The 26,838-nt window shown below is 40.1% G+C and carries 22 protein-coding genes and 1 other RNA gene; 3 read left to right on the top strand and 20 right to left on the bottom strand.

The window, feature by feature from the left end; all coding sequences use genetic code 11:
- Positions 1-98 precede the first annotated feature (98 nt).
- Positions 99-1,751, top strand: coding sequence for a VPA1262 family N-terminal domain-containing protein (locus tag CSV67_RS05975; protein ID WP_158232889.1), 1,653 nt, complete (start codon positions 99-101; stop codon positions 1,749-1,751).
- Complete coding sequence (locus CSV67_RS05970; RefSeq protein ID WP_099630689.1) at positions 1,727-3,541, top strand: hypothetical protein; 1,815 nt, start codon at positions 1,727-1,729, stop codon at positions 3,539-3,541. The genes CSV67_RS05975 and CSV67_RS05970 overlap by 25 nt, the downstream gene beginning before the upstream one ends.
- Positions 3,542-3,661: 120 nt before the next feature.
- Here the strand turns inward: CSV67_RS05970 and CSV67_RS05965 are convergent, their stop codons facing one another.
- From CSV67_RS05965 to CSV67_RS05920, 10 genes are all read right to left on the bottom strand, one after another.
- The gene (locus CSV67_RS05965; RefSeq protein WP_158232888.1) at positions 3,662-3,898 is read right to left on the bottom strand and encodes an IS66 family transposase; all 237 of its coding nucleotides are present in this window, start codon (positions 3,896-3,898) and stop codon (positions 3,662-3,664) included.
- Between the two features lie 132 nt (positions 3,899-4,030).
- Positions 4,031-4,438, bottom strand: a complete 408-nt coding sequence (locus CSV67_RS05960; RefSeq protein ID WP_099630687.1) for a GLUG motif-containing protein — start codon at positions 4,436-4,438, stop codon at positions 4,031-4,033.
- Positions 4,439-5,002: 564 nt separating this feature from the next.
- Complete coding sequence (locus CSV67_RS05955; protein ID WP_099630686.1) at positions 5,003-5,329, bottom strand: hypothetical protein; 327 nt, start codon at positions 5,327-5,329, stop codon at positions 5,003-5,005.
- 338 nt (positions 5,330-5,667) lie between these two features.
- Positions 5,668-5,976, bottom strand: a complete 309-nt coding sequence (locus CSV67_RS05950; protein WP_099630685.1) for a hypothetical protein — start codon at positions 5,974-5,976, stop codon at positions 5,668-5,670.
- Positions 5,977-6,135: 159 nt separating this feature from the next.
- Positions 6,136-6,588, bottom strand: coding sequence for a hypothetical protein (locus tag CSV67_RS05945; RefSeq protein ID WP_099630684.1), 453 nt, complete (start codon positions 6,586-6,588; stop codon positions 6,136-6,138).
- Positions 6,581-7,168, bottom strand: coding sequence for a hypothetical protein (locus CSV67_RS05940; RefSeq protein WP_099630683.1), 588 nt, complete (start codon positions 7,166-7,168; stop codon positions 6,581-6,583). The genes CSV67_RS05945 and CSV67_RS05940 overlap by 8 nt, the downstream gene beginning before the upstream one ends.
- 326 nt (positions 7,169-7,494) lie before the next feature.
- Complete coding sequence (locus CSV67_RS05935; RefSeq protein ID WP_143560689.1) at positions 7,495-8,085, bottom strand: hypothetical protein; 591 nt, start codon at positions 8,083-8,085, stop codon at positions 7,495-7,497.
- Between the two features lie 450 nt (positions 8,086-8,535).
- On the bottom strand, positions 8,536-11,700 hold the full coding sequence (locus CSV67_RS05930; RefSeq protein WP_099630681.1) for a type I restriction endonuclease subunit R: 3,165 nt from the start codon (positions 11,698-11,700) through the stop codon (positions 8,536-8,538).
- A gap of 23 nt (positions 11,701-11,723) precedes the next feature.
- On the bottom strand, positions 11,724-12,941 hold the full coding sequence (locus tag CSV67_RS16530) for a restriction endonuclease subunit S (protein ID WP_143560688.1): 1,218 nt from the start codon (positions 12,939-12,941) through the stop codon (positions 11,724-11,726).
- Positions 12,931-14,523: a type I restriction-modification system subunit M gene (locus CSV67_RS05920; protein WP_099630680.1), complete on the bottom strand. Its 1,593-nt coding sequence runs from the start codon at positions 14,521-14,523 to the stop codon at positions 12,931-12,933. Before CSV67_RS05920 ends, CSV67_RS16530 begins: the two co-directional genes overlap by 11 nt.
- Positions 14,524-15,003: 480 nt before the next feature.
- Here CSV67_RS05920 and CSV67_RS05915 point away from each other — a divergent pair, with 480 nt between their 5' ends.
- Positions 15,004-15,855, top strand: a complete 852-nt coding sequence (locus tag CSV67_RS05915; RefSeq protein WP_099630679.1) for a DegV family protein — start codon at positions 15,004-15,006, stop codon at positions 15,853-15,855.
- A gap of 478 nt (positions 15,856-16,333) precedes the next feature.
- Here CSV67_RS05915 and ssrA read toward each other — a convergent pair.
- The 10 genes from ssrA to gap all read right to left on the bottom strand — a co-directional run bounded on the left by ssrA (position 16,334) and on the right by gap (position 26,789).
- Positions 16,334-16,693, bottom strand: a transfer-messenger RNA (tmRNA) gene (gene ssrA, locus CSV67_RS05910).
- 90 nt (positions 16,694-16,783) lie between these two features.
- Positions 16,784-17,251, bottom strand: a complete 468-nt coding sequence (smpB, locus tag CSV67_RS05905; RefSeq protein WP_099627435.1) for an SsrA-binding protein SmpB — start codon at positions 17,249-17,251, stop codon at positions 16,784-16,786.
- Between the two features lie 42 nt (positions 17,252-17,293).
- Complete coding sequence (gene rnr / locus CSV67_RS05900; RefSeq protein WP_233192572.1) at positions 17,294-19,603, bottom strand: ribonuclease R; 2,310 nt, start codon at positions 19,601-19,603, stop codon at positions 17,294-17,296.
- 109 nt (positions 19,604-19,712) lie between these two features.
- Positions 19,713-20,459, bottom strand: a complete 747-nt coding sequence (locus tag CSV67_RS05895; RefSeq protein ID WP_099630677.1) for an alpha/beta hydrolase — start codon at positions 20,457-20,459, stop codon at positions 19,713-19,715.
- A 61-nt stretch (positions 20,460-20,520) separates the two neighbouring features.
- Positions 20,521-20,748, bottom strand: coding sequence for a preprotein translocase subunit SecG (secG, locus tag CSV67_RS05890; RefSeq protein WP_029054061.1), 228 nt, complete (start codon positions 20,746-20,748; stop codon positions 20,521-20,523).
- Between the two features lie 111 nt (positions 20,749-20,859).
- Positions 20,860-22,155 (bottom strand): phosphopyruvate hydratase, encoded by a 1,296-nt coding sequence (eno, locus tag CSV67_RS05885; protein WP_099630676.1) that lies wholly within the window; start codon positions 22,153-22,155, stop codon positions 20,860-20,862.
- Positions 22,156-22,167: 12 nt separating this feature from the next.
- Entirely contained in the window at positions 22,168-23,694 is a 1,527-nt protein-coding gene (gpmI, locus tag CSV67_RS05880) for a 2,3-bisphosphoglycerate-independent phosphoglycerate mutase (protein WP_099630675.1), read from the bottom strand.
- Positions 23,684-24,448: a triose-phosphate isomerase gene (gene tpiA, locus CSV67_RS05875; protein ID WP_099630674.1), complete on the bottom strand. Its 765-nt coding sequence runs from the start codon at positions 24,446-24,448 to the stop codon at positions 23,684-23,686. Before tpiA ends, gpmI begins: the two co-directional genes overlap by 11 nt.
- A 12-nt stretch (positions 24,449-24,460) precedes the next feature.
- Positions 24,461-25,648, bottom strand: coding sequence for a phosphoglycerate kinase (locus CSV67_RS05870; RefSeq protein WP_099630673.1), 1,188 nt, complete (start codon positions 25,646-25,648; stop codon positions 24,461-24,463).
- Positions 25,649-25,781: 133 nt separating this feature from the next.
- Positions 25,782-26,789 (bottom strand): type I glyceraldehyde-3-phosphate dehydrogenase, encoded by a 1,008-nt coding sequence (gene gap, locus CSV67_RS05865; protein WP_099630672.1) that lies wholly within the window; start codon positions 26,787-26,789, stop codon positions 25,782-25,784.
- Between the last annotated feature and the right edge of the window lie 49 nt (positions 26,790-26,838).

The following is a 26,838-nucleotide window of genomic DNA, read 5'->3' as shown; positions in this document are numbered from 1 at the left end:
TATGCAATTACAATGTTCAGGATAGTGTATGGATTGTGCGATACACCTCCAATTACGTATATACAGAATTATATAGGTGAAAGTAAATGGTATAATAAATGGGATATAAATATAGTATTGTTAAATATTTTAAGGGAGAGGAGATTTTAATGAATTACCCTTTCAGTTATTTTCTAAAAGATGGGACAATCGGATTTTACCGCTCTGCCCAAATATTAAATATTATCATTTATGACCGATCTCAAGGATCCCCTGTTTTCCATAACATTTATACGCTTGTAACATTGCAAGAGAGAGCAGGGACTCCATTAAATTTAATACGATACGGGACCCAGAAACCACTTTCGATTGATAAACAACGCTCACTCATGATTACCTATCAGGATGTTGAAGTGGATACGATCCTAGAGCTATATCACTCACTAGCAAAGAGAGGTGTTTGGCATCAGCCACAATCCGACACACCGCTCTCTTTAGAAAAACTGACAGCCCTATCTCCAGTTTTTGTTTCTCGTAATCCCATTCCACCTATTCACTCGGGAATTAAAAACCCATTTCGTCACTGTCAATACTTATTTGAATTTTATGCTAGCAAAAAGACAGTTTTTGAATCATTCTCTGAGAGTCAGCAACAAAAGATTACGGAATGGGTCATGAAACATTTGCCCATTGATTTACAGCGACTGACAGATAGATGGGGTAATATTATTTTTCAGCTTCCTGTTACTTTATTGAAAGTAGAGGAAAGAGGATCCTCTAAATCCAATACGAAGAAAAACATAGAGATTGCTTGGCATCCAAAGATTGGTGACAACGTGCCGGAAATTTCCATTGTTACTGTTGCCTCTTACGATCAAACAATTCATGGATATGGTGAATCCATTGGTACACATCCTCTGCATGAGATTGAGATGGGAAGTACAGAAGGTCTTATTTCCACTACAGTCAAGCGGAATTCCGACAACCTTATCTTATATGAGGACACTGCTTCATTAATGAAACAACTCACTTTCAATATGAACATAGCTTCTTCTAAAAAACGAAAGGTCCAAGTGGAGATAGGAAAAAAAGGAATGTTAAAAGACTATTATATCGACTTGCATCATGTAGAGAGTCCAACAGTTATTGGCAATCAATTAAAATGGAAAGAAAGAGTTGCCAAGCGCCAACATGAAGAATCGGTAAAAAAACTTGAGCTTGAAAAATCATTTATCCAATATGGTTCTAATGGAAAGAAGGATCGCGATAAGGCGTTATCTGATATTCGAAGCCTCATCCAGACCTATGGGGGAAATGGTGTGTACCTTTGGGATCCATTTTGTGATGGCAATGATATATTGAACACTTTGTATTTTAATAACTCATACGGTGTCCCGTTAAAAGTTATTACCTCTTTCTCCAAAGGAAGGATAAAAATGCTTACTGATGAACAAGGAAACTATAGTGGAACATTTGAAGAAAGAAGGCAAGAAATAATAGATCAATTGGTAACCAAAAGTAATCATGAAGGAGTTCAGCTTGAGATTCGCTGTCAATATGCTGAGCATGGATGGAAATTTCATGATCGTTTTCTTCTGTTTCCTGGCAACCCACCCGCTGTTTGGTCGTTGGGCACTTCACTGAATAGTATAGGTTCATCTCATTCTATTTTATTGAAAGTGGAACACGCCCAACCAGTTATCAATGCTTTTATTGACTTATGGGATGAACTAAAGGAGGTAGTCATATGGCCGCCGAAGCCCGATATTTAAAGGAAAAACAAAAGGAATGGAGTTTTTTTCAATATCATAATGAAAAATGGATAAGGGTATTTGAAGAGATAGACGTTGAATTGAAATCACAGAATGTATTAGTCAAAATGAGTCAATGGGAAAAGTGGTCAGATGGCTTTCTCCTATTTTACAAAAATAGTATTGCTAAGGAGGTTAGTGGAAAAAAAGAAGGTAATTCAATATTAAGAGTCCGTTATCACTCTACAAAGGAAACATTTCGTACATTCCACCTATTGGAACAAGATAATAAAATAAAAGAATATGAGACCGAGGCTGATAAGCTACTCTCCTCTATCGACTTCCTCGAAAAAAGAGAACGTGTGATATGGAAAGAATGGCTTTTAACAGGATGGTTACCTCACATTAATTTCATAAATATACCAGAAGAAAAAAAGGGGAATTATAGGGCGCATGCCTTGCGTCTTGTGATAGGAGCTTTATATAGTATCATGACAAGCAATCGCAATCATGAACTACAAATGAAGCGAATTGTTGAAATTTCAGTATTAATGGCTGCTTTAGAAATACCTAGTTGGATTTGGTCAGAGTTCTTATGTCGAATGGAGGGATTGAAAGCTCGGCTACATACTATTTTTAGCAATATTAATGTCGAAAACCAGCCTCTCTTCAAGGCAAATCTGAACTGGAACAAGAGTGAAATGGATTCGTATGAAGAATCTATCTATCAAAAACTTAATTCAGCATTTGAAAATGATGAAATATTACAAGTTGCTAGAATGGATATTCAGTTAAGTGAAGTGAGAGCAGGTCTACCGGGGTGGGCTAATTACTTGGTGGCAATCTATTTTGTAGTTGAACCCAAAAGAATAGCCCAACTTATCACACCTGAGAAAAACCCATTCATTTTTAAGTCCATCTGTTCAAATCCGCTTTATCAACACGATTTAAAACTACTAATTGACTTGGCAAATGAGGCAGGGATATGGGGACGAATTGAAATAACGAAACATATACTCATACTTTATAGTGATAGAAATAATAGATTATCATACAGGTTGTTACTTTTACTATACTTGAAAAGGTGCTTTGAGTTATTGATTCAGATGAAACGTCCCGATGTATTAGTCTTACTCATAGATCAAATGATTCCATGGCGGATGGAAGGCGAACATGGGAATATAAAGTGGTTAGGTTCCTGTCTGGGAGAAGTATTACAAGAGACGGCCAGCCCATCACTAATTAAAGAGATGTTCGGGATATGGAAAACACCATATCTTCAAGATCATACTCTGGAAAAAATACTTTTTGAAATTAGACTTTGCCTAAAGGAAGATGACAAACATCGATGCCTTCTAAGTCAATGGGACGAAGGAATAATAAATCTATGGCTTCATCCTGTTCTACAAATGCATTTCATGAAAGATGGAAATTCGACAACTATATATACTTACTTGGAAAATGCCGTTTTGCCAATTCTGATTGAGCGTTATTCCAACCAAGGAAACTTGATTGAAATAATAGAGAAACTAACTGATCGTTGGTTCCGTATAGAATCAGAATGGTTTGTTGAATATGGCATGGAAGGTAAGCGAAGGAATGGTTTGTTAGCCGCTCTTTTAGTAGTCGTTTTTGTTGCCGCCAACTTGGATACTGATCGTTTGGGTAAATCCACACGTATTAAAGAAGCATTTGAAAATATACTGAACATTATAAGGGACAAACGGAATTGGGAAGTGGATAGGGAATCGGGAATTTTACGAATGCCTCCTGTAATGGATGAAATGAGAAGGGCAATTGATCTTATTTAAAATAAATTATAGATACATGTTTACTAGTATCGCATTAAAATATTAATAAAAGTACCTGTGCGTGAAACATTTATGAATGTTTAAAGATTCACGTTTGTTTCTCACACAGGTACCATGTTTTTAAAGTTCTGTTTTTCGCCTCAATGTATAATCTGCAACCGTTGCCAACGCATTCTTCCCATAAAAAGGAGAGTTCTCGATCCATTCAAAGAACTCCTTTACGATGGGCTTTGAATACTTTTTACGCATCCTCCGACGTTTCCCTGGCTGCAACTGTCGAAATTGCCGCTCCAACTTATGCAGCCCATTGCAGTACTCCACACCGATGTGTCTGTTTTTCGAGTTGGCTTTAGCCAATATTTGAGACACTCGCCTAGTCACAAACGGTGCCAGGTCCTCACACAACTCTAGTTCAATTCAGAATTGTTTCTAAATTGCGTGGGGACCTGGCACCTAATCAATATTGATCTATATTCTTTTTTCTACCTATTAAAGAAATTCTCTTAACCCCGTTATAAACGGAGCCAATAGAGTCATATGATCTGCAGCACTCTCCACGAAAGCTCTATATTTATTTTTAAAAGTTGCTTTTCCCAATGATTCTTCCATCTCGTCAATTCCAGATAATAAAATACATCTCTTATTTATTTCAATTTGACCACATGCTGTTCTTAAATCTTCGAATAGTTTTCTGAAATCGGCTACATTTATGATTTCCATATTGGAAGATGAATTCTCTATTTCACCATTTTCCATGCTACCAACTAATCCAGCGACATTGGAAACGGCTCCATCATAAATAATCTTACCTTCTACCCTGCAATTAACTATTTTACCGCCACTCATTTTCCCTACCAATCCACCAATACTAACAAAATCCTTTTCTTGATTAGCCAACTCAAGTCTCCCCTATTCTAATCAATTATTTTGCACAATTTATTTAATTTTCTCTTTTTCCAGTTTCATTGCTAATTCTTAACAACGGACACCTACTATTTGAAGAAGTATATTAAAGACCTAATGCGCTGCTTCTAATAAGGCGCCTGTCTGTTAAACTAAATAAAAATTTCGGGTGTTTAGTGAAAAGTACCTGTGCGTGAAACTTTCATGATTGTTTCTCACACAGGTACCACTTTTTAGAATGGCTATGATTAAAACACTACTGGACTGCTTCATATACTTCCGATCTACTTTAGTGGACGGTACTTATGTTAGAAAATATTCTGAATCCAATATGGCAAAGTTATCGTTTACTTAGCTGGAGTATAATAGCTAAACTGGCGCTAAACCTTTCTGGAGGTTAGTGGAGTCAGGGTTCTATTATGTCGATAGGCTTCTCCTACTCAATGTAGAACAGAAATCTAAACATTTCCCTTGGCGGAAAAACTTCATGAAATTTTTCTGGGCTAGACTTATTATCAAAAACATGTTTCACACTAAATTGTATCACTGGCAACCCGATTAACTTAATTGTTTTAATAGAACGTTTTGTAAGTAATCTATTTTGGCACGTTTTGCCACAATAAGTTCTCCATGCTCGTTATAAGATTTCTCATTTTTCTCTACTTGGTTCCAATAATAAAACTTATATCCTACGTGATCCACTAAAGTTAGTAATGCATCCTCAAAAAATTCTAAGTCCTCATCTTCTTCATTTGTTGAAGAAAGAATTAATTCTATAGCCTTCAGAATCATCTTCTTTTTATCAATGATCTCACTCTCAATGGTAATTTTTATATTTTCTGTATCATTATCAATTAAACCAGATCTTAACTCTATCTTTTCCATTCCATTTACTCCCAACTTTTGTGTAATATGTCGGATATAGTGGCAATGCGACATTAAAAACTTGAATGAAAGGTAACTGTGCTAGAAACTTTCATGATTGTTTAAACATTCACGTTTGTTTCTCACACAGGTACCATTTTAAATTCCAAGACAAACCTTTCAAAAAGCTTAAGGTTGTCCTTATTCTCACTATCTTTGTCCGCTTTATAAAGAGCAATGAAACAAATTGCTAAGTAATGTCCGCATTATTGTCCGCATTGTCCTTATTTTGTCCGCATTATTTTCATCCTTATGGCAATAATAAAGGAGAAGCACAAATCCATGTCCTTATTATGTCCTCATTTTTTTAATACATATCGTGTACCAGGACCACGACCAATGGTATAGACCCCATCAGAAGATAATTCTTTTATAAGTCGCTGAACCTGCCTGGCATTTAAACCCGTTAGTTGTCGTATTTCCTTGTTGCTAAGGTTTCTTTCTTTTAATATTGATAAAACACGAATTTTAATAGCTTCTTTATCTAAAACCTGCTGTCTTTCATAGCCCATATTGTCTTCCATCAATTCATAAGCCCTACGCGACAAAGTATAGTACCTTCCCCTGCCTGTTCCGATTGGATCTAATAATTTAAAATCACTAGCCATAGTACTTAATAGTTCTCGGGATTGTTCTGTACTCCTCTGAGCAACTTCGGCAGCTATTAATACAGTTACCTGTGCATGAAAATTTCATGATTGTTTAAACATTCACGTTTGTTTCTCACACAGGTACCTTAGTTTTTAGATTCATTCATCTAATAAATATTATTTATCTTCTCCTAAAAAGTCATCGTATAAATTTTCTATACCACTAACTTTCCTATTAACGTCATCATACAATTTAACAATAGGATTTTTTTTGGTGAAGTTATTCAATTTGATATTAATAAACAGATTATTCATTTTATTTTCAATTTCTTTGCTTGTAATGAATGCAATACAATTAGCAACTCCTTGTTTAGTAACAATTATAGCGACGTAACATTCTTTTTCCCAAGAATATCTATCTTCCTCGTAATAGAATCTAGTTTGATATGCCCCTACTACAACTGTCATACCTTTTACAACTTCAGCGTGAAAATTATTAACAACTTTTTCTGCATCGATTGGGAACTGAATAGCTTGAAAACTTTCTTCTTTAGAATTTAATAGCTTCCATTCATAATCTGAAAATCTTTCACTTACTTTTTCTATCACTTGTAAGTCTCTGTTATTCATTCAAACTACTCCTTTGCTTTAACTGCCATAATAATTCATCAATTTTACCTACAATATAATGTTTATTATCAGAGGTAATACTCTTAAATTTTACAATATCAGATTCAAAACCAATTGAACTTAGCTTGAATTTATTCAACAAGTTAAACACAGATTTTATTTCAGAGGTATAAGCTTTTAAATCAACATCAGATTGCTCATCCTTCAAATCATTATATATATTTTTTATTACTATACAACTAGAATATAAATCTTTAACTGTGTTTTCAGTTAGGCAGACTTTAATATTCGTAAGTGAATGGACCAGCTTTTCCTCTGCATTATTTTCAAGATAGTTCTTATTTATTTCAAATCTAGTATAATCAGAGCGTTTAAAGTTTTTAAATAAGATAAAAACTAGACTTAAACTAGAAAGAGTAAATAGATATCCTGAAATATCTAAAGAACTTTTGATATTTTCATTTTCCAAAAGAAAATTTAAGTCCAGAAAATTAAAGCCTATTACAATTGATAAAATGAAAGGAGTCACAAAAAAAGTGATGAATAAGAACCTCATATTATTTTTTCGTTTTTTTATCACTAAATCACCCACCAGATAGTTCCTATTATTTATATAGAATAGGCTTAATTACTCTTTTCCACCTATTATTTGACTCTTTTGCTAAACTTCGAAAGCTAAACGTTCGATAGTGATTTCACCTCAACTCATCACTCAAAGGAACAATAACCTCATTCAACACACTAATCCAATCACGCTTCATTTCCGGTCCATACTTCAATGGCTTGGCACCGGGATTTTCAGCTTAAATTAAAGGTACCTGTGCGTTAAACTTTCATGATTATTTAAACATTCACGTTTGTTTCTCACACAGGTATCATATTTTAAATCATGTCCTATTTCATGCTTTAATACTTTTTCTTTTCCGTGGATTGTCCATTTCCAACAAGGCCTTTGATTAAGTTATTATCCAACTTATCGACTTTGTACTTAATTCCGGTTGATTCAAACCAACTATCCAAAAATAAGATTAAACTTTCTTTATCCTTTACCGCTTCTTCAGGTAAACCATTATAACCTTGAATTTCTTCGGTCAGCACACCCGTTTTGAAAACAAATATCGTCTTTTCCCACTCTTCTTTAAATACAAACAGAACAAACTTTGCTTTTTCAGGTACAATCTTTCCATTGTAAGTATTTGTGATCTTACTAACATTACATGAATTATTCCGCATCTCTTTTGAAGCTTTCGGAGTCCTTTTATAAGTATGTATGTATAGTTTCTTCTTAGATGTCTTTACTTCTAGGACTACGCTCTTACCTATAAGTGGTGATATATCAGGTCTAGTATATGAATATCTGTCAGCTATTATTTTCTTCGCCTTAAATGCATCTAGTATTAACGGGCTCCCGTACTTTGCCAACTGAACTTTATGTTCATTTTCAATTATTAAGCAAATTTCTTCAATGACTAAAGGGGACAATGATTTATTTTCCAAGACAACTGAAAAGTTGTTGCCATCGCGAATAGAAAAAGATTCAGATACAGAGAGAAACTTAATTCTGTTTGAAATAAATGTGAGATAAAAAGTATAGATTGTGATGAATAGAATACAGATATTGGCGGCGAATGTTACCCATTCACGAATAATTGTAAATGAAACCCCAGTGATGTTTTCACCCCCATTTCGTCTTCCATTATAATTATACCAACGTTTACAATTTCAACTTAGACAAACATTATAAAAAGCTTACGGTTGTCCTTATTCTCACTATCTTTGTCCGCTTTATAAAGAACAATGAATCAAATTGCTAAGTAATGTCCGCATTATTTTCATCCTTGTAGCAATAATAAAGGAGAATCACAAACTCAGGTCCTTAATAGTCCATTACTTGTGCTTCACAAAGAGATATTATCATATCATCACCACATTAATATATTCACCACCTCACCTCAACTCATCCCCCAAAGGAACAATAACCTCATTCAACACATGAATCCAATCACGCTTCATTTCCGGTCCGTACTTCAACGGCTTCGCACCCGGATTCTCAGCTTTATACTTATCGAATTCCTTGCTGTCTAGAATCCCTCTGATATTTGGTATGATGTCTGATCCGACGGTGTACTGAATGGCGGATAGATGTAGTTGATCTTCTTTCACAAACCATGTATTCGATTGATTTTCTATCGCTTCGTCATATGCCGATGTGAAATAACGTCGCTTGACTGCGAAAATGTCTTCATCTTCGTCCACTTCCTTGGCGTCAATCGCATTTAGAATATCCGTATAAACATTTTTCACGACATCCGACTTATTTAATTTTTGAAGCGCCTTTTCGATTTCTTCCCGGATGTCCGGGCTGTTTGCTGCGTAGGTTTCCAGTAAGCGGTCGATATAGGTCGAGTCGATGTCATACAACTTAATGGCGTTATCTCCATAGAACTCGATTCCTGAAAAGTCGGGATCGTCATCGGGATTTCCTTGTTCCCTTTCATCTGTCAGTGAACCCTTTACGGTATTGTAGATTCCGACATAATCCTCCAGCACTTTCACTTGATCTTGAAGTGCTTGTGATTTCTCCATGTCATCATTGTAGTCATCGTACGTAACTAGCGCTTCATAGGCATTGTTTAACTCTTGGAATGCTTTGACGAACTCAATGCGCTCTTCAATCGGTGAATGCTCGTCGATACTTTCAGGATTCGGTACTGACGCAGTAAAGGACGAATGGGCTTTCTTGAAGCGTTTCTTCGAGTCTTTGTACGATGGATACACCAGGTTGGTTTCTTCTTGTGCTCGCGAGTACAGCTTAGTTGCCTCGTTCACATTGTATTCCATCGTCGCAGGCTTTCTAAATGTTACAATCAAGCCTTTCTTTTTCCCTGGATACGTACGGTTCGTCCGAGAAAATGCTTGAATCAGATTCGCGTAACTTAGATTACGATCGACAAATAACGTTTGGACCGTAGGCGCATCGAATCCCGTTAACAGGCGATCGACAACAATGACTAAATCGACTTGCTTCCCCAACTGTTTAAATTCGGCTCTTTTACGCGCCAGTCGGTTGTTGATATCGCCATTGTAGCGGTTAATATCTTCTATTGACCAGGACGTTCCATAATACTCGTTGTAATCCTTGATGATCTCTTTCATCTCGTCTTGATTCTCTTTGGAGTCTTCTTCATTTTCCTGCAATGAATACGTGATGGCCACTCGCGGGAAACCAGGATCGTCAATGGTACGACCTGTCCGAATCGGATGGCCGGCGAATTCCTTCGTCAGCCAATCCGGGTCACTCGTCATATCCTTGATCGCATGGTAATATCGCTTCGCCATCGCAATCGAGCTGGTCGTTAAGATGGCAGACTTCTGGGGCTTCCCATTTTCAAAATCAAATTTCGTGTAGGCATTATCGGGACGGAATATCTTATGCAGGACTTTTTGAATATGCTCGTCCTGTTCATAAGAAGAAGGTTCAATATACGTTTCCCTTTCGATTCCGGTCATTTTGTCGATTTCATCATTTACTTCATTGTCGCTTAGCGCTGCGTATTTCTCTTTTGCGCGCAATTGAGCAAAGATATAGTTGGTCAACGAGACAGGTTCAATCGTATCTTCATGTTCAACCTGGAAACCCAATACCGCTCCATCATCGAGTGCATTTTTAATCGTGTACGTGTGCAGCACTTCACCGTACTGGTCACGTGTTGTACGCGCCAACCGACCTTTTGCTTGTTTCTTATTCTCTTCAAAGATCGGTGTGCCCGTAAAGCCGAACCATGTAGAGTTAGGGAAGAATTCCTTGATCGCTTCCATCCCTTCGGCGCTTAAAGCACGGTGACATTCATCAACAATGAACACGATATGTTGGCCCATCAGTTTCTTGAAACGTTGCGACCCTTTTTGTTCTTCTTGTTTTTCCGCATAACGTAAAGCAGCTTCCAACTTTTGACGCGTCGTTATAATCACCGTATTAGAATTAGCACTAGATAGCAGCGTATCACTCAACTCTTTAGAGCTTCCTGTCCCGACAATTAAACTATTCGACTTCGCCGTTCCAGAAGATATACCAGTATTAAATTCAGAAGCAAACTTCGTAAATTCGCTCGTCGTTTGATTGTCCAAGTCTTTCCGGTCAATCAACATCACGGTGCGATCCACACCTGCTTTTCTCGCTAATAACTTGGTCGATACAAAACTCGTTAAGGTTTTTCCCGACCCTGTCGCGTGCCAGACATAGCCTGATTGGTGTTTCATCGCCGACGTGAACAACGCCTCAATCGCATGAATTTGATACGAATGTAGTACCATCAAGGCTTTATTATCCTGATCTTCACTGACAATCGTATAATTCGCAATCAATCGATGCGCATCCGGTATATTGAGGACTTGCTTGACGAACTCATATAGATTGTCTACTTTTCGATTATCTGTTGTACGCCAGCTAAAGAGGAATTTTTTGTGCATATCTTTCGGCATAGCATTCGCAAAGTAGCGAGTCGTTTGCTCATTTGAAATAACAAACAATTGCAAGGTAGAAAAAATATTATTTCGGAACGCTCCTTCTTCCGCATACTTCTTGATTTGATTATAGGCTTGAAAGTAACCGTCTTTCGCAGTGACTTGTTTCAATTCAATTTGAACGATAGGCAAGCCGTTAATTAACAACGTTACATCAAATCGACGATCACGGTCCTCTACACTCGTTTTCTTCTTCGCAATCTGATGAACCACTTCATATGTAGAGATTCCCCCTCCTATATCTTGATTGGAGTACAGAACCAACGACATGGCCCCGATCGAAACATCTTCACGTTCAATCGTAATACGGGCAATGCCATTCTCTCCCTTCAGCCACTTCGCTGCTTCAAATGGAGTTTTGGTTTTTAACAGTAATTCTGTTTTGATCGTATCGAATTCGGGATCGGTTAATGGCGTCTCACCGATTTCCGCTAAGTTATTTTGAATAATCTTTTGCCGTAAGTTCTTCCATAGATCATCTTCTGACTTGAGGTCTGGACGATAATTCCATTGGTTATGTCCTTCACCCAGGACTTCAATCAAACGACGTTCGACTTCTTCTTCATCGTTATGAGGTGTTTTCGTCATGCGTTGTCCTCCTTTCTATTCGCTTAGACAAACATCTTCTGTAGGAAAGCTTTTTTGGTTTGTTGTAGAGCTTCTAGTTCTTGTTTAGAAAGAGTAATAATATTATCTAACTTTATGAAGAACTCTCCAATTTCTTTCTGTTCTTCAATACTTGGCAAAAAGATTTCTTGATTTCTCACTAATTCAGAATTTAAGTTAACCTGACTACCAGGTTGTCCGTATTTAACCCATTTCGGACGAAACATCTCTAACCACTGAAACATAAATTCACGCTCAAATTTTGGTTTCAGAAAAATTAAGAAACCATCATGTACACCTGTTTTAATATAGTTGACCACAGGTTTTCCAACCGTTGCAGCTATACTAAGTAGTAGATGTGGTTCAGTTAGTACACGTGTTTTCTCTTGTCCTGCTTTCGATATATGCTGTTCGAGATAATGTATACGCCCATCTTGTTCAGTCACATCAGAAATTCGTAACCATCCAATTCCAGACTCTTTATCAAACCATTTAGAATTTTGAATAGGACGAGGACTAGCGCCACGTACAATATTGGCTAGATCACCTATCTTCTTTTGCTCCCAAACCTTAGAGTATCCTGGAAAACGAAGTTCTGGCACACATTCCCCTTCTTGTGGAAACATTTTTTGCAAGAATCCTTGTTTTGTTTGTCTGAGGATGGTTAGTTCTTGCTCTTGAAGAGCGATAGTTTCATCTAACTGCCTGAAAAACTCTCCTATTTTTATTTGTTCATCTCGTGAAGGTATTAGAGCTTTTATTTGTACTAATGTTGGAAATTGTACTCTCTGTCTTTCAATTAACGAACCTGTCGCATAAGATTTATACTTCTTTATCGCTAAAGGTGACTTTAGCCAAACACTAAAGTATTTGCTATCGTGGTTTACAATGTTTTTCATAGTGATGTAATATCCTGATACCGCGACCTTTTTACCTGTTAGATTTAAATCTACCGCACCTAGAGTCATATTCATTGGATTATAAATAAATTCATTTTCTGAAACAGCTTTAAACTGATCTTCTTTTTTCACTAAGAACTCCCTATTGTAGCGCGCAGTTTTTGGCGTTAGTCCTTTTTCAACAGTAAGACTCCACAATTCCAAATTTTCTACTTTAGGATTAACATATTCTGAAGTTTGTTCAAACACTTCTCCTAATTTTTGATTCTTCCACTCATCAGTAAAACCTCGAAATCTAATTTCAGGGAATAAATTATTCTTCATTATTAAACACCTCTAATGCACCTTTAATCCAATCCTCATTCTTTAAATCAAAATGAAGTGTAGAAATCATCTCATGTAAGCTATATTTAAGTTCTGATTTTTCATTTCTAATATCACTGATAGTTGAACCAATTAATGCCATGTCTATCGGTTCTTCTACTTCAAAAGTATTAACATATCTAGGTATATTCAAATTAAATTCATTTTCTTTAATTTCTTCAAACGCTGCAAGATATGCATACTTCTCAATGTTTTCTCTTTTGTTATACGCATCAACAATCTTATTAATATTTTCATTGATGAGTTTATTTTGATTCTTACCTTTTACAAACTCTTTACTCGCATCAATAAATAATACATCACGAGTAGTACGGTTCTTCTTCAAAATTAGGACCGTTGTTGGGATATTTGTTCCAAAAAACATATTCGCTGGCATGCCAATAACCGCATCAATATTGCCGTCTTCTAATAACTTCTTACGAATAATACCTTCTGCAGCGCCACGGAATAACACGCCATGAGGAAGAACGATTGCCATGGTTCCTGAATCCTTCAAGTGATACAGTCCATGTAATAAAAAAGCGAAATCTGCTTTTGATTTAGGTGCTAGTCTTCCATATCGATTAAAACGAGAGTCGTCCATGAACGTATCATCAGCAGACCATTTAGCTGAATATGGCGGGTTCATTAATACTGAATCAAATGTATAAGGTTCTTCTGTTGGCCAGTCTTTGTTCAACGTATCTCCATTACTTAAACGCATATCTTCCTTGTCTACACCATGCAAGATCAAGTTCATCTTTGCAAGGTTATACGTGGTCGTGTTTAACTCTTGTCCATGATATTTGACGCTTTCCGGATGGTTGATATAATTTCGGACATTCAACATCAAGGAACCGGATCCCATCGTCGGGTCATATACGCTAAATAACTTTTTATCTTCTTGACCGATTGCCGCAATACGCGCCATCATGACCGATACTTCATGTGGTGTATAGAACTCTCCTGCTTTCTTTCCCGCTTCTGAAGCAAACTGACTGATTAAAAACTCATAAGCATCTCCAATTACATCTCCACCATGCCCTAGTAGATTAATCGGATTAAGTTTCTTAATCACTTCTGTAATCGTAATATTGCGCTGCTGTGGATCTGATCCCAATTTTTTAGACGTTAAATCCACATCATCGAACAAGCCATTGAATTGATCATATTTTGTAGACAAGTCGATAAATGCTTTGTTCAAGTCATTTAACTGGAACGTGTTTTGTTTCGCCTGATCTGTTAAGACATTGAACAAATAATCTGGTTCGATATCGTAACCTAATGTATCCACCAGTGTTTCAATCAAGTCATCTTTTACGTCTACATCGGCTAATAACTCTCTATATAGTTGTGTTTGTTTATCTGCTGTATCGTATTCTTCCAATGATTCATCAGCAAGCTCGACTACTTTTTCTAATAACCGGTCGGATAAGTATTTATAGAATATCAATCCTAATAGATAGTTCTTATATTCTGATGCGTCCATTTTGCTGCGCAAGTTGTCAGCAGCACTAAATAATGTCGTGTTTAATTCAGCCATGTTATGTTCCTCGCTTTTCTTTTATAAAATGTACATTGCTATTGATCTTTCACTCCATGCACCTAAACGATCTTCACTTACTAATCCTTCTATTTAGACATACTAAAACATCTATTATAGGTGCATCTGTTCTTATCATATCATATCTACTAATTGTACATAAAACTACATGGTACGGTTTAAAACAAGGGCCAAATATATGAATCAAGCGTGATGCTTGTTCCATTTTTCATTAAAAATTGCCCTTAATGTAGTTTCCTCTCCTACTATCCATATAGAAAATACAACGGAGCCTTCTGTTACAATCTTTCCTATTACCACATGACGTTCCCAACCAAATTAGCTGTTCATTAAGATTAGCAAAACTACTCTTTTACATATTTTATAAATTCCGACATACATCGCTCATCTATCCTGTATAGTTAAACTAAACTCAATAACCCACACACCTAATAAAATACAAACTGGAGGCGATACACAATGAAAAAAATCATACTAACAACCGAAAGCGGTGCCGATCTACCGGACTTCCTAGCAAAGAAACACAATATCCATGTAGTACCCATGCACGTCATCATGGACGGTCAAGACTATTTAGACGGTCATCTACCTGTACAAGATATATTTGATTTTTACGACCGCACCAAAAAAACACCGTCCACCGCGGCCACGAACACTCATGAGTACCAAGAGTTTTTCAAAAAAATTCGAACGGAATTTCCTGATAGTACAATCATTCATGTAGGGTATACATCAAAGGCGTCTGTTTCCTATCAAAATGCGTTAACAGCTGCGGAAGATTTCGAGGATATTTATTTAATCGACGCATTAAACGTTACAGGCGGATTAACAGCAGTGATTATGTATGCGGTGGCTCTGCTGGAGGAAGAACCCGAAATGGATCCTGTCCACTTGCTAGAAAAAATCGAAGAAAAGGTTCCAAAAGCGAGACTTGCCTTCCTTCCGGGTAGCTTAGACTTTTTACGAGCTGGCGGACGAGTTAGCAATATGGCGTATCTTGGCGGTGCTTTGTTAAAAATTAAACCATGTATTGAATTAGTGGAAGGAAAGCTTGTTTCAACTAAAAAGTATCGTGGGAAAATGAGCAAAGTGGCTGAAAGTTTACTACTTGATTATTTACAGCAATACGACATTGAAAGACAACAAATTTATTTTATATACTCTATCGGACTTAGTGAAACTATTAAAGAACGGGTCAATGAAATTGCACTGGAAAAAGGATTCGAAAATAGTCTGTGGATTGAAGCTGGCGCTATGATTTCGTCACATTCTGGTCCTGGAGGATTTGGGATTGCGGGGATAGAGGTTTAACGTCAAAAAAGTATCTTGCCCTCACACAATCTTAGTCTGGTTCAGAATTATTTCTGATTTGTGTTGGGATTGGGTACCTTATTTACTGATTCTTTTACTCTATATTGATGAGGATACTTGGTCCGTATACAACTCAGGCTTAATTCATGATTACATTCATTTTTTTTGAAGACCTAGTAACCTATTGCAAGTAATGGCGGACAGCAGCACTATAGCGCGGTTCGCTTACACTTTAGCGCGATTGTGACAGCAAATGGCGCGGTGCAACATAACATTCGCGCGGTCATGATCACTTTTAGCGCGGTCACCAGCCAGTTTAGGGCGATGTACCCCTTTTTTGGCGCGGTCCTCCTCTCTTCTCCTATCTCTTTCCCCCGAATCCTTTCCACCACCGCAAACTAGAACCGTCCCTACAAAAATATCTCCACCAAAAAACCCACCAGCAAGTAAATTACTGGTGGGTTACCCATATACATTAATATGGAGACGGTGGGAGTCGAACCCACGTCCAAAGGCTCTGCTACTTCAGCGTCTACGCGTGTAGATTGATCATTTGGTTTCGCGCAAGCATTATGCCATCAATCAGGGCTTCCTGTGCGCTATTCCGGGAATCTCTTATGACAGCCTCAGAATGCAGATGTCATCGTAGCTCACTATAAGTGAACCTTACGCCTCCACATGAGCGATGGAAACGGAAGGTAGATTCAACAGCTTATGCTGCGAATGCTAGGTTGTTGTTTGTTTTGCCAGTTATTATTAACTGTCGTTTCTGACGGAGACGATCCCTCCGACGCGCGGCTCAAGCCCAGACCACCCCTGTCGAATCCGTAACGTCCCCGAAGGAAAGTCCGGAACCCAGGCCCGTTTCACTTAAAACGGCGGGTCGTACTTGATACTTCATCTAGTATACAATAAATCGGCAGGATTATCAATCTTGTTGATTGGCTTTGAAAGCTCGTTGCATATCGCGCTTATGCTCTTTTTCTTTCAAGTCTTGGCGCTTATCATAGAGTTTCTTCCCTTTACCTACGCCAATCAATACTTTGGCAAAGCCGTTTTTAATATACATTTTCAACGGGATGATCGAATAACCTTGTTCTTTCATCGTGCCTGCGAGTGAAGCAATCTGTTTTTTATGCAACAGTAATTTTCGCACGCGAACCGGATCATGGTTATGGATATTCCCTTGTTCATAGGGGCTGATATGCATATTCGACAGCCATGCTTCATTGTTACGGATTAATATAAACGCATCGCGCAACTGGACTTTCCCTTTGCGGATTGATTTAATTTCCGTTCCTTTTAGTACGATTCCTGCTTCAATCGTTTCTTCAATTGCGTAATCAAAGTTCGCCTTTTTATTGACGGCGAGTACTTTTCCAGTTCCTTTGGCCATGCAAATTCCTCCCTGACAGAAGACCGGAGACATGCTCCAGTCTTATTTTTTCTTTGGACGTTTCTTAGATTTCTTTGGCATACCTTCATAAAACTTCTTCTTTGGCTTTTCGTACTTTTTATTGCGCTTGTCGCTGGAACTTTTCGCTCCGCCACCCGCACTCGGTTTAGTACTAGTACCTTGACTTCTTCCTCTACCTGCACCTTGGCCACGGCTCTTGCCTCTGCCAGCTTGGATGACTTTTGGTGTCTCTTTACGAGAGCCTCTGAAGTTTTCTTTCATTCCAACGATTTCGAAGTCCACTGCTTGCTCTTCTGGCTTAACAGATGTCACACGCACTTTTACTTCGTCCCCGATACGGTATTGTTTCGCTGTACGTTCCCCGATCATCATCATTTGACGATCATCGAAACGATAATAGTCGTCGTTCATGTTCTTGACATGCACAAGTCCTTCGATCGTATTCGCAAGCTCCACAAAGATGCCGAAGTTCGTAACAGACGAAATGACGCCTTCAAACTCTTCCCCAACTTTATCGACCATAAACTGTGCTTTCTTCAGTGCGTCCGTATCACGCTCTGCATCTACTGCACGACGTTCACGTTCAGACGTGTGCCGAGCGATTTCAGGTAGTTCAGCAGACCAATGGGCAACCGTTTGTGCCGAGACGTCTTTATTGAATAAATACGTGCGAATGAGACGGTGAACGATTAAGTCCGGATATCTTCTGATCGGTGCGGTAAAGTGCGTGTAGAACTCCGTCGCCAAACCGAAGTGACCGATACTGTCTTGGAAGTACTTCGCTTGTTGCATCGAACGCAATAGCATCGTCGAGATTAGAGATTCTTCTGGCAGTCCTTCAATGGATTCCACAATTTCTTGCAATGCGCCTGAATCTACTTGTTTACCCGTTCCTTTGACGACGATTCCGAATGTCGTAAGAAACTCGAAGAAGCGTTGTAATTTCTCTTCTTTTGGATCTTCGTGGATTCGGTATAAGAAAGGTACTTTCATCCGATCTAAGTGCTCTGCAACGGTTTCATTGGCAGCTAACATGAACTCTTCGATCAAACGTTCAGAAACTGTACGCTCAATAATGATCACGTCTGTCGGCCAGCCATCTTCATCTACGAGAATTTTGGATTCTTTGAAATCGAAATCGATGGCGCCACGGTTTTTACGCTTTTGACGGAAATTACTAGCCAGTTTCGCCATATCGTTTAGCATCGGTACGATTTCTTCGTATTTCTTCGATAGTTCTTCATCTTGATGATCGATTATTTGGTAAACATCATCATATGTCATACGATAACTCGAGTTGATGACACTTGGATAAATATCATGGTCAATGACTTTACCATTGGCATCGACTTTCATTTCGCATGTCAGTGTCAAGCGGTCTTCTCCTGGATTGATGGAACAAATACCGTTAGACAAACGATGCGGTAACATCGGAATGACGCGGTCCGTAAGATAGACACTCGTGCCACGGTCTGCTGCTTCTACGTCCATTGGAGAGTTCTCCGTGACATAGTAGCTAACGTCTGAGATATGCACAAATAGACGATAGGATCCGTTGTCTTCTTTGAAGACTGAAATCGCATCATCCAAGTCTTTTGCATCGGCACCGTCAATAGTCATCGTCAATTCTTTACGTAAATCTCTACGGCCTTCGAAGTCTTCCGGCTGAACTGTCGTCGGTACACTTTTCGCGTGTTCCATTACGTCTTCAGGGAATTCGATCGCTATGCCGTGCTTATGAATGATCGATAGGATGTCTACACCTGGGTCATTTTTATGCCCGAGAATCTGTGTGATCATGCCCGTTGCATTGTTTTCATCGCTCGGCCAGTTGGTGATTTCTGCGATCACTTTTTGACCGTCTACCGCTTCCAATGAATGACCTGTTTCAATATACAAATCCATCGGCAATTTCTTGTCATCCGGCAAGACGAAACCATATCCTTCATGTGCTTGATACGTTCCGACAACTTGCGTAGTTTTACGCTCGACGACTTTCGTGATGACGCCTTCGCGACGATCTCCGAATGAGCTGTCGGATACGCGTACGAAGACGATATCGCCATTCATCGCGCCGTTTACTTCATGAGGTGGGATGAAGACATCATCGCCCTCCACTTCTTCTGGTACGACAAAGCCGAAGCCTTTTGCATGACCGATGAATTTTCCGCGAAGAAGATTCATTTGTTCAGGTAAGCCGTAGCGGTTATTGCGTGAACGTACGATTTTTCCGTTCTGTTCTAATTGTACGAGCATTTTCACTAGATCTTTAAAGTCGTCCGCCTGTTCTAAGTTGAGTGCTTCTGAAATCTCGTGGACAGTGGACGGCATATAGGATTTCTCTTTTAATAAAGACAAAACCCGTTCTTGTAACTCTTTTATATTTGGTTCCAAACAATCATCTCCTCCTTTTTTCCTTTAGTTATATCTTCCCCTAATTTCACTCTTGCCAATCAAGGGATTCTAAAAAATGTAGTACGTTTTCGTGAAGTTGTGCTTTTTCGGGACCTAGTGTAATGACATGTCCTGATTCTTCGTACCATTGTAGTTCTTTTTCTGTGGATTGTGCTTCGTCGTAAATAATTTGTGCAGAGTTCGGATCAATTACATCGTCGTGACGCGATTGAACCACGAGTAATGGTGTATAGATGCAGTCGACTTGATCGCGCACGTCTTGGACCATGGATTGTAAACCGTCAAGGCCCGGCATCGACTTCGTTTTCAAATCGTCCATTTCTAATTTGATTTGCTCGTCTGATTGACCTGCGAATTTTTTGTAATCTCGTGCATATTTCAGCACGCCTGACCACATCAAGTCAGTCGTCTTCATCGTCATCGGTGCACACATCGTCACGATGCCTTTTAGCGGAAATTGCGCTGCGAGTCTCAATGAAAATACACCACCGAGTGATAGTCCCGCCACAGCAATCTCATCATATCCTGCCTCTTTTAGCTGATTATATGCATCGACTACATCTTCCCACCACTGATCAGGATTCGTCTGGATCAATTCTTCAGGCGGCACGCCATGACCGCGGTAATGCGGTGCCAATGAAGTATAATTATGTTTTTCAAGGAAGCGGCCGAGCATCCGCACGTCCGCGGATGTTCCTGTAAACCCATGCAACAGTAATACCGCACGTTTTCCATGTTGAAAGAAAAATGGTTTCGGTTGGGCAATTCGCATGTTTTTCGTTCCTTTCTACGAAAAGCGCCTGACCGTTCAAACATGGTCAGGCGCTTGCATTTTATATTTTCATGATCGCAATGGTTAGGACAAAAAATAAGACGGATAAGACGATTGTCGCTCTTTGTAGAACGAGATCTAATCCACGTGCTTTTTGTTTTCCGAAAAGTTGCTCTGCGCCTCCGGAGATGGCCCCTGACAGTCCCGCACTCTTACCGGATTGCAATAAAACGACTACTATTAATGCTATAGCTACGACTATCAGCGATGCTGTGAAAACTGCATGCATGTTTTTCCACCTCCAAAAATAGCAAGTTACAACATTTCTATTCTACCAAAGCAAGTCCCTCGGCACAACCTTTTGTTACGAATTGCGCCGATTGACTGGTACTAGTTACAATTATTTATTCAAATTATAGAATGTATCTTTGCCCAGGTACTGTGCTGTTTCAAACAATTGATCTTCGATACGAAGCAATTGATTGTACTTCGCGACACGATCCGAACGAGAAGGTGCACCTGTTTTAATTTGGCCAGCGTTTGTCGCAACTGCGATGTCCGCAATCGTCACGTCTTCTGATTCACCTGAACGGTGAGAGATGACTGCTGTATAGCCCGCACGTTTCGCCATTTCAATCGCATCGAATGTTTCAGTCAATGTACCGATTTGGTTCACTTTGATCAGGATCGAGTTACCGATGCCTTCTTTGATTCCGCGTGATAGTTTCTCTGTGTTTGTAACGAAAAGATCGTCACCCACTAATTGCACTTTGTTACCAAGACGCTCTGTCAATAGCTTGTGGCCATCCCAGTCGTTCTCGTCCAAGCCGTCTTCAATAGATACGATTGGGTACTTGTCGCAAAGCTCTTCATACCAAGCAACCATCTCTTCAGATGTTTTACGAATATCTTCACCTGCAAGGTAGTAGTTGTTTTGGTCTTTATCGTAGAACTCAGAAGAAGCTACGTCCATAGCAAGCAAAATATCTTCGCCAGCTTTGTAACCTGCTTTTTCAATTGCTTCGATAATTGTAGAAAGTGCTTCTTCGTTAGAAGCCAGGTTCGGAGCAAATCCGCCTTCGTCTCCAACTGCTGTGTTCAAGCCTTTGCCATGAAGAACAGATTTTAGGCTGTGGAAAATTTCCGTACCCATGCGAAGTGCATGACGGAAAGATTCTGCGCCAACTGGCATAATCATGAATTCCTGGATGTCGACGTTGTTATCTGCGTGCTCTCCACCGTTTAAGATATTCATCATCGGTACTGGCAATTGCTTCGCGTTGAAGCCGCCAAGGTACTGGTACAACGGAACGTCTAAGTAGTCTGCTGCTGCGTGTGCAACCGCCATAGATACACCAAGAATGGCGTTAGCACCGAGTTTGCCTTTATTCTCTGTACCATCAAGTTCGATTAATGCTCTGTCGATGACAACTTGATCCAATACGGAATAGTTTTCTTCGAATTCAGAAGAGATGACTTCATTGACGTGATCTACGGCTTTCAATACACCTTTACCGTTATAACGATTTTCGTCGCCGTCACGTAATTCTACCGCTTCATACTCCCCAGTAGATGCACCAGATGGTACGATGGCACGTCCAAAGGCACCGCTTTCTGTGAATACTTCTACTTCTACAGTTGGATTGCCTCGTGAATCCAATACTTCTCTAGCTTGAATGTGGGTAATGATTGGCATGAAAATCTCTCCTTAGAATAATGGTTTTCCGGTCATTTCAACCGGTTGTGGAATTCCTAACATTTTCAATAGCGTCGGTGCCAAGTCTGCAAGAATACCGTCTGTGCGCAGTACGACATCTGGATTCGTGACAATGACAGGTACAGGATTTGTCGTGTGCGCTGTCATAGGTTGTCCACCGATTGTCGTTACTTCATCCGCATTGCCGTGATCCGCTGTGATGATAGCAGATCCGCCTTTTGCCGATAAAGCGTCAATGATTCGGCCTAAACAAGTATCGACCGTTTCAATCGCTTTTACAGTGGGCTCTAGCATTCCGCTATGGCCGACCATATCCGGATTCGCAAAGTTTAGGATAATAGCATCTTGTCGTTCCGCTTCGATTTCGGCAACTAACGCATCCGTCACTTCGTATGCGCTCATTTCCGGTTTCAAATCATACGTCGCGACTTTCGGCGAATTGATTAGAATTCGAGTTTCTCCTTCAAACTTCTCTTCGCGTCCGCCACTCATAAAGAACGTCACATGTGGATACTTTTCCGTTTCCGCAATCCGCAACTGACGCTTGCCTTGGTCTTCAAGCACTTCACCGATTGTTTTGGTTAAATTGACATTATGGAATACAATGTCCGCTACTACATCATCATTATAATGCGTAAAGCCAACAAAATGTAAGTCCGTAAATTTTTTCACGCCTCGATCAAAGCCATCAAAGTCAGGTTGCGTGAGAGCACGTGACAATTGAATCGCACGGTCTGGACGGAAATTGAAGAAGATCACCGCATCTCCATTGTCAATCGTCGCCACCGGTTTGCCGTCTTGTTGAATGACAAACGGCTCGACAAACTCATCATGTATTTCTTCGGCATAAGAAGCTCGGATTCCTTCTTCTGCTGAATCACAATGTGGTCCGATTCCATACACCATAGCGTCATACGTTTTCTGCACCCGTTCCCATCGCTTGTCGCGGTCCATCGCAAAATATCTGCCGGACACAGTCGCAATCTGACCGACACCGACTTCTTCCATCACGTCTTCCGTACGTTTAATATACGGAAGAGCCGTCGTTGGTCCTACGTCACGGCCATCGAGGAATGCATGCAAGTAGACACGCTCTACACCGTGTTCTTTCGCCATCTTCAATAAAGCGAATAAATGCTCATAATGACTATGAACGCCACCGTCAGACAATAGGCCCATTACGTGAAGCGCAGAGCCTTTCATTTTGACATGCTCCATCGTTTCAAGCAATGCCGCGTTGGCAAAGAATTCGCCTTCACGAATCGACTTATTGATACGCGTCAAGCTTTGATAGACGATACGTCCAGCACCAATGTTCAAGTGCCCCACTTCAGAGTTCCCCATTTGTCCTTCTGGTAACCCTACTGCTTCTCCACATGCCGTCAATGTTGCGTGTGGGTAGTTCTCCCACAGCAAGTCAAAGTTTGGAATGTTGGCGTGCGCTACCGCATTGCCGTACGTTTCATCTCGTAAGCCGAAACCGTCCAAGATAATTAACGCGACCGGTTTATTCGCCATGAGTCCCAGCCTCCACTAATTTAACGAATGCGGTCGGATCAAGACTTGCTCCTCCTACTAATGCACCGTCGATATGATCTTTGCTTAGCAATTCAGCAATATTTTCTGGTTTTACACTACCACCATATTGAATGCGGACTGCATTCGCCACGTCTGATGAGTAGAGTGTTTCGATCTTATGACGGATCGCTGCACATACTTCATTGGCATCTTCAGCTGTTGCTGTTTTGCCTGTGCCGATCGCCCAGATAGGTTCATACGCAATGACGGACTGTTTCGCTTGTTCCGCTGTGACACCGAAAAACGCTTTTTCCACTTGCGCAGAGACGATTGAAACCGTTTCAAGTGCTTCGCGCTGATCCAATGTTTCGCCTACACAGATGATCGGAACCAAATGATGGTTGAACGCTGCGAGTACTTTTTGATTCACTGTATCGTCTGTTTCATTGAAGTATTGACGACGTTCAGAATGTCCAAGAATGACATACTGTACCCCTAAGTCTTCAAGCATAGCCGGGCTAATTTCGCCAGTGAATGCCCCTTCGTCTGTATCATGCATCGTTTGAGCGCCTACTTTGATCGCAGTCGTTTCAAAACGTTGCAGTAAATTGTTCAGATACAATGCCGGTGGGCAAATGACTGCTTCGACTTGATCTGACGCCGTGAGTTGTTCTTTAATATGTTCCGCAAACTCTGCAGCTTCCCTAGATAATTTAAACATTTTCCAGTTGCCCGCAATGATTCGTTTTCGCAAAAGAATTCCTCCTTATTCTCGATCCTGTAATACAGCTACTCCTGGCAACTCTTTGCCTTCCATGAATTCGAGTGAAGCACCGCCACCAGTGGATACGTGATCCATTTGATCGGCTACTTCAAACTTCTCAACAGCCGCCGCAGAGTCGCCTCCACCAATTACCGTATACGCAGACGTTTCCGCCATTGCGTCCGCCACGGTTTTCGTTCCGTTTGCGAACGGTTCCATTTCGAACACACCCATCGGCCCGTTCCAAATGACGAACCGTGAGTCTTTAATGACTTGCTCATAGCGCTTTGCAGTTTCCGGCCCGATATCAAGACCCATCCAGCCTTCTGTAATGGCATCGACTGAAACCGTTTTAGTTTCTGCATCCGCAGCAAACGTATTCGCTACGACTGCATCTGTCGGCAAGTATAGAGTGACTGCCTTTCGCTTCGCCTTTTCAATGAAAGACTTCGCCAACTCTACTTTATCTTCTTCTACAAGAGAATCTCCAGTTTCATGACCTTGTGCGCGTGTGAATGTATACGACAATCCACCACCAATCAACAAGTTATCGACTTTATCCAACAAATTATCGATAACGCCGATTTTGTCTTTTACTTTCGCGCCACCTATAATCGCTGTGAAAGGACGATCGGGATGAGACAATGCTTTTCCGAGAACGTCTAATTCTTTCTCGAGTAAGAAGCCAAGAACGCCAGGTATGTATTCTGCAATTCCAGCGGTAGAAGCATGTGCGCGGTGCGCTGTTCCAAATGCGTCATTCACAAAGACGTCGGCAAGTTTTGCAAATTGCTTGGATAGTTCAGCATCATTCTTCTCTTCGCCTGGATTAAAGCGAACGTTTTCAAGCAAAATCACGTCGCCATCTTTCATTTCTGCAATCGCTTTCTCCACTTCTTCACCGATCGATGAATCGAGTTTCTTCACTGTTTTACCTAGAAGCTCAGACAATTTATCGCCAGCAGGTGTCAAACGCATATCTTCTTGCACTTCACCTTTAGGCCGTCCTAGGTGGCTAGCTAAAATAACTTTTGCCCCCGCGTTTGTCATGTATTCAATTGTTGGTAGTGCCGCTCGAATGCGCGTATCATCCGTTACCTTTCCATCTTCCATCGGTACGTTGAAATCTACGCGACAAAATACGCGCTGACCGTCCAATGTAATATCCCTGATTGTCTTTTTCATGTTCATTCAATAAGTCCTCCTCGGCTTAAATACAAAAAGAGGAACGGGGTTCTCCGTTCCTCTCACCCATATTTATTCATTATAATCGGTTAGTTGTGGAATGGCTACGATTTATAACAGAATTCATGGTTTTCTCTACTTATAGACCTTGTTCGTTCATATATCGTGCTAAATCGATACAACGAGCGGAGTAACCGGACTCATTATCGTACCAAGAAATGACTTTCACCATATTGCCTTCCATGACCATTGTAGACAAACCGTCTACTGTGGAAGATGCAGTGTTTCCATTGTAATCAACAGATACGAGTGGCAAATCACTGAAATATAGAAGTCCTTGTAATTCACCTTCGGACGCTTTCTTCAATGCACTATTCACATCTTCTACTGTTACTTCTTTTTCTAGTTCTGTCACAAAGTCAACAAGTGAAACATTCGGAGTCGGCACACGCACTGCCATTCCATCTAGTTTTCCTTTCAATTCAGGAATAACTTTCGTTACAGCGGAAGCTGCACCCGTTGAAGTCGGAATCATCGACACACCAGCCGCACGCGCACGTCGGTAGTCGGAGTGTGGAAGATCAAGAATTTTCTGGTCGTTCGTATACGAGTGAATGGTCGTCATCATACCGCGCTTAATACCGAATGAATCGTTCAACACTTTCACAATAGGCGCTAAACAGTTCGTCGTACAAGACGCGTTCGATACGATGTTGTCATTCGCCGCATCATACGTTCCTTCATTAACACCCATCACAAGTGTAGTCATTTCACCTTGCGCTGGAGCCGACAAGATGACTTTCTTCGCGCCTGCATCCAAGTGTTTTTGCAAACCTTCTTTTGAACGGAAAACACCTGTACAATCGATAACGATATCTATCCCAAGGTCTTTCCAAGGTAGATTTGCAGGATCTTTTTCTGCAAACACACTAATCTTTTTGTCATTTACACGAATGGAAGATTCATCTGATTGCACGTCTGCATCGAAAATACCGTGTACTGAATCATATTTCAATAAATGAGCCAACATGGCTGCGTCCGTCAAATCATTGATTGCCACTACTTCCATATCCTTAGTTGCAAATGCTTCTCGAAGCACCAATCGGCCAATTCGTCCAAATCCGTTAATCGCTATTTTCACTGTCATAATAAATCGCCTCCATATAAGGTAGTTATATTCTTTCGCCTTCTAGGCA

Source organism: Sporosarcina sp. P2, assembly GCF_002743255.1.
Lineage (GTDB): Bacteria > Bacillota > Bacilli > Bacillales_A > Planococcaceae > Sporosarcina.
The sequence above is the reverse complement of the archived record's forward strand: the minus strand, read 5'-3'. Positions and strand labels throughout refer to the sequence as shown.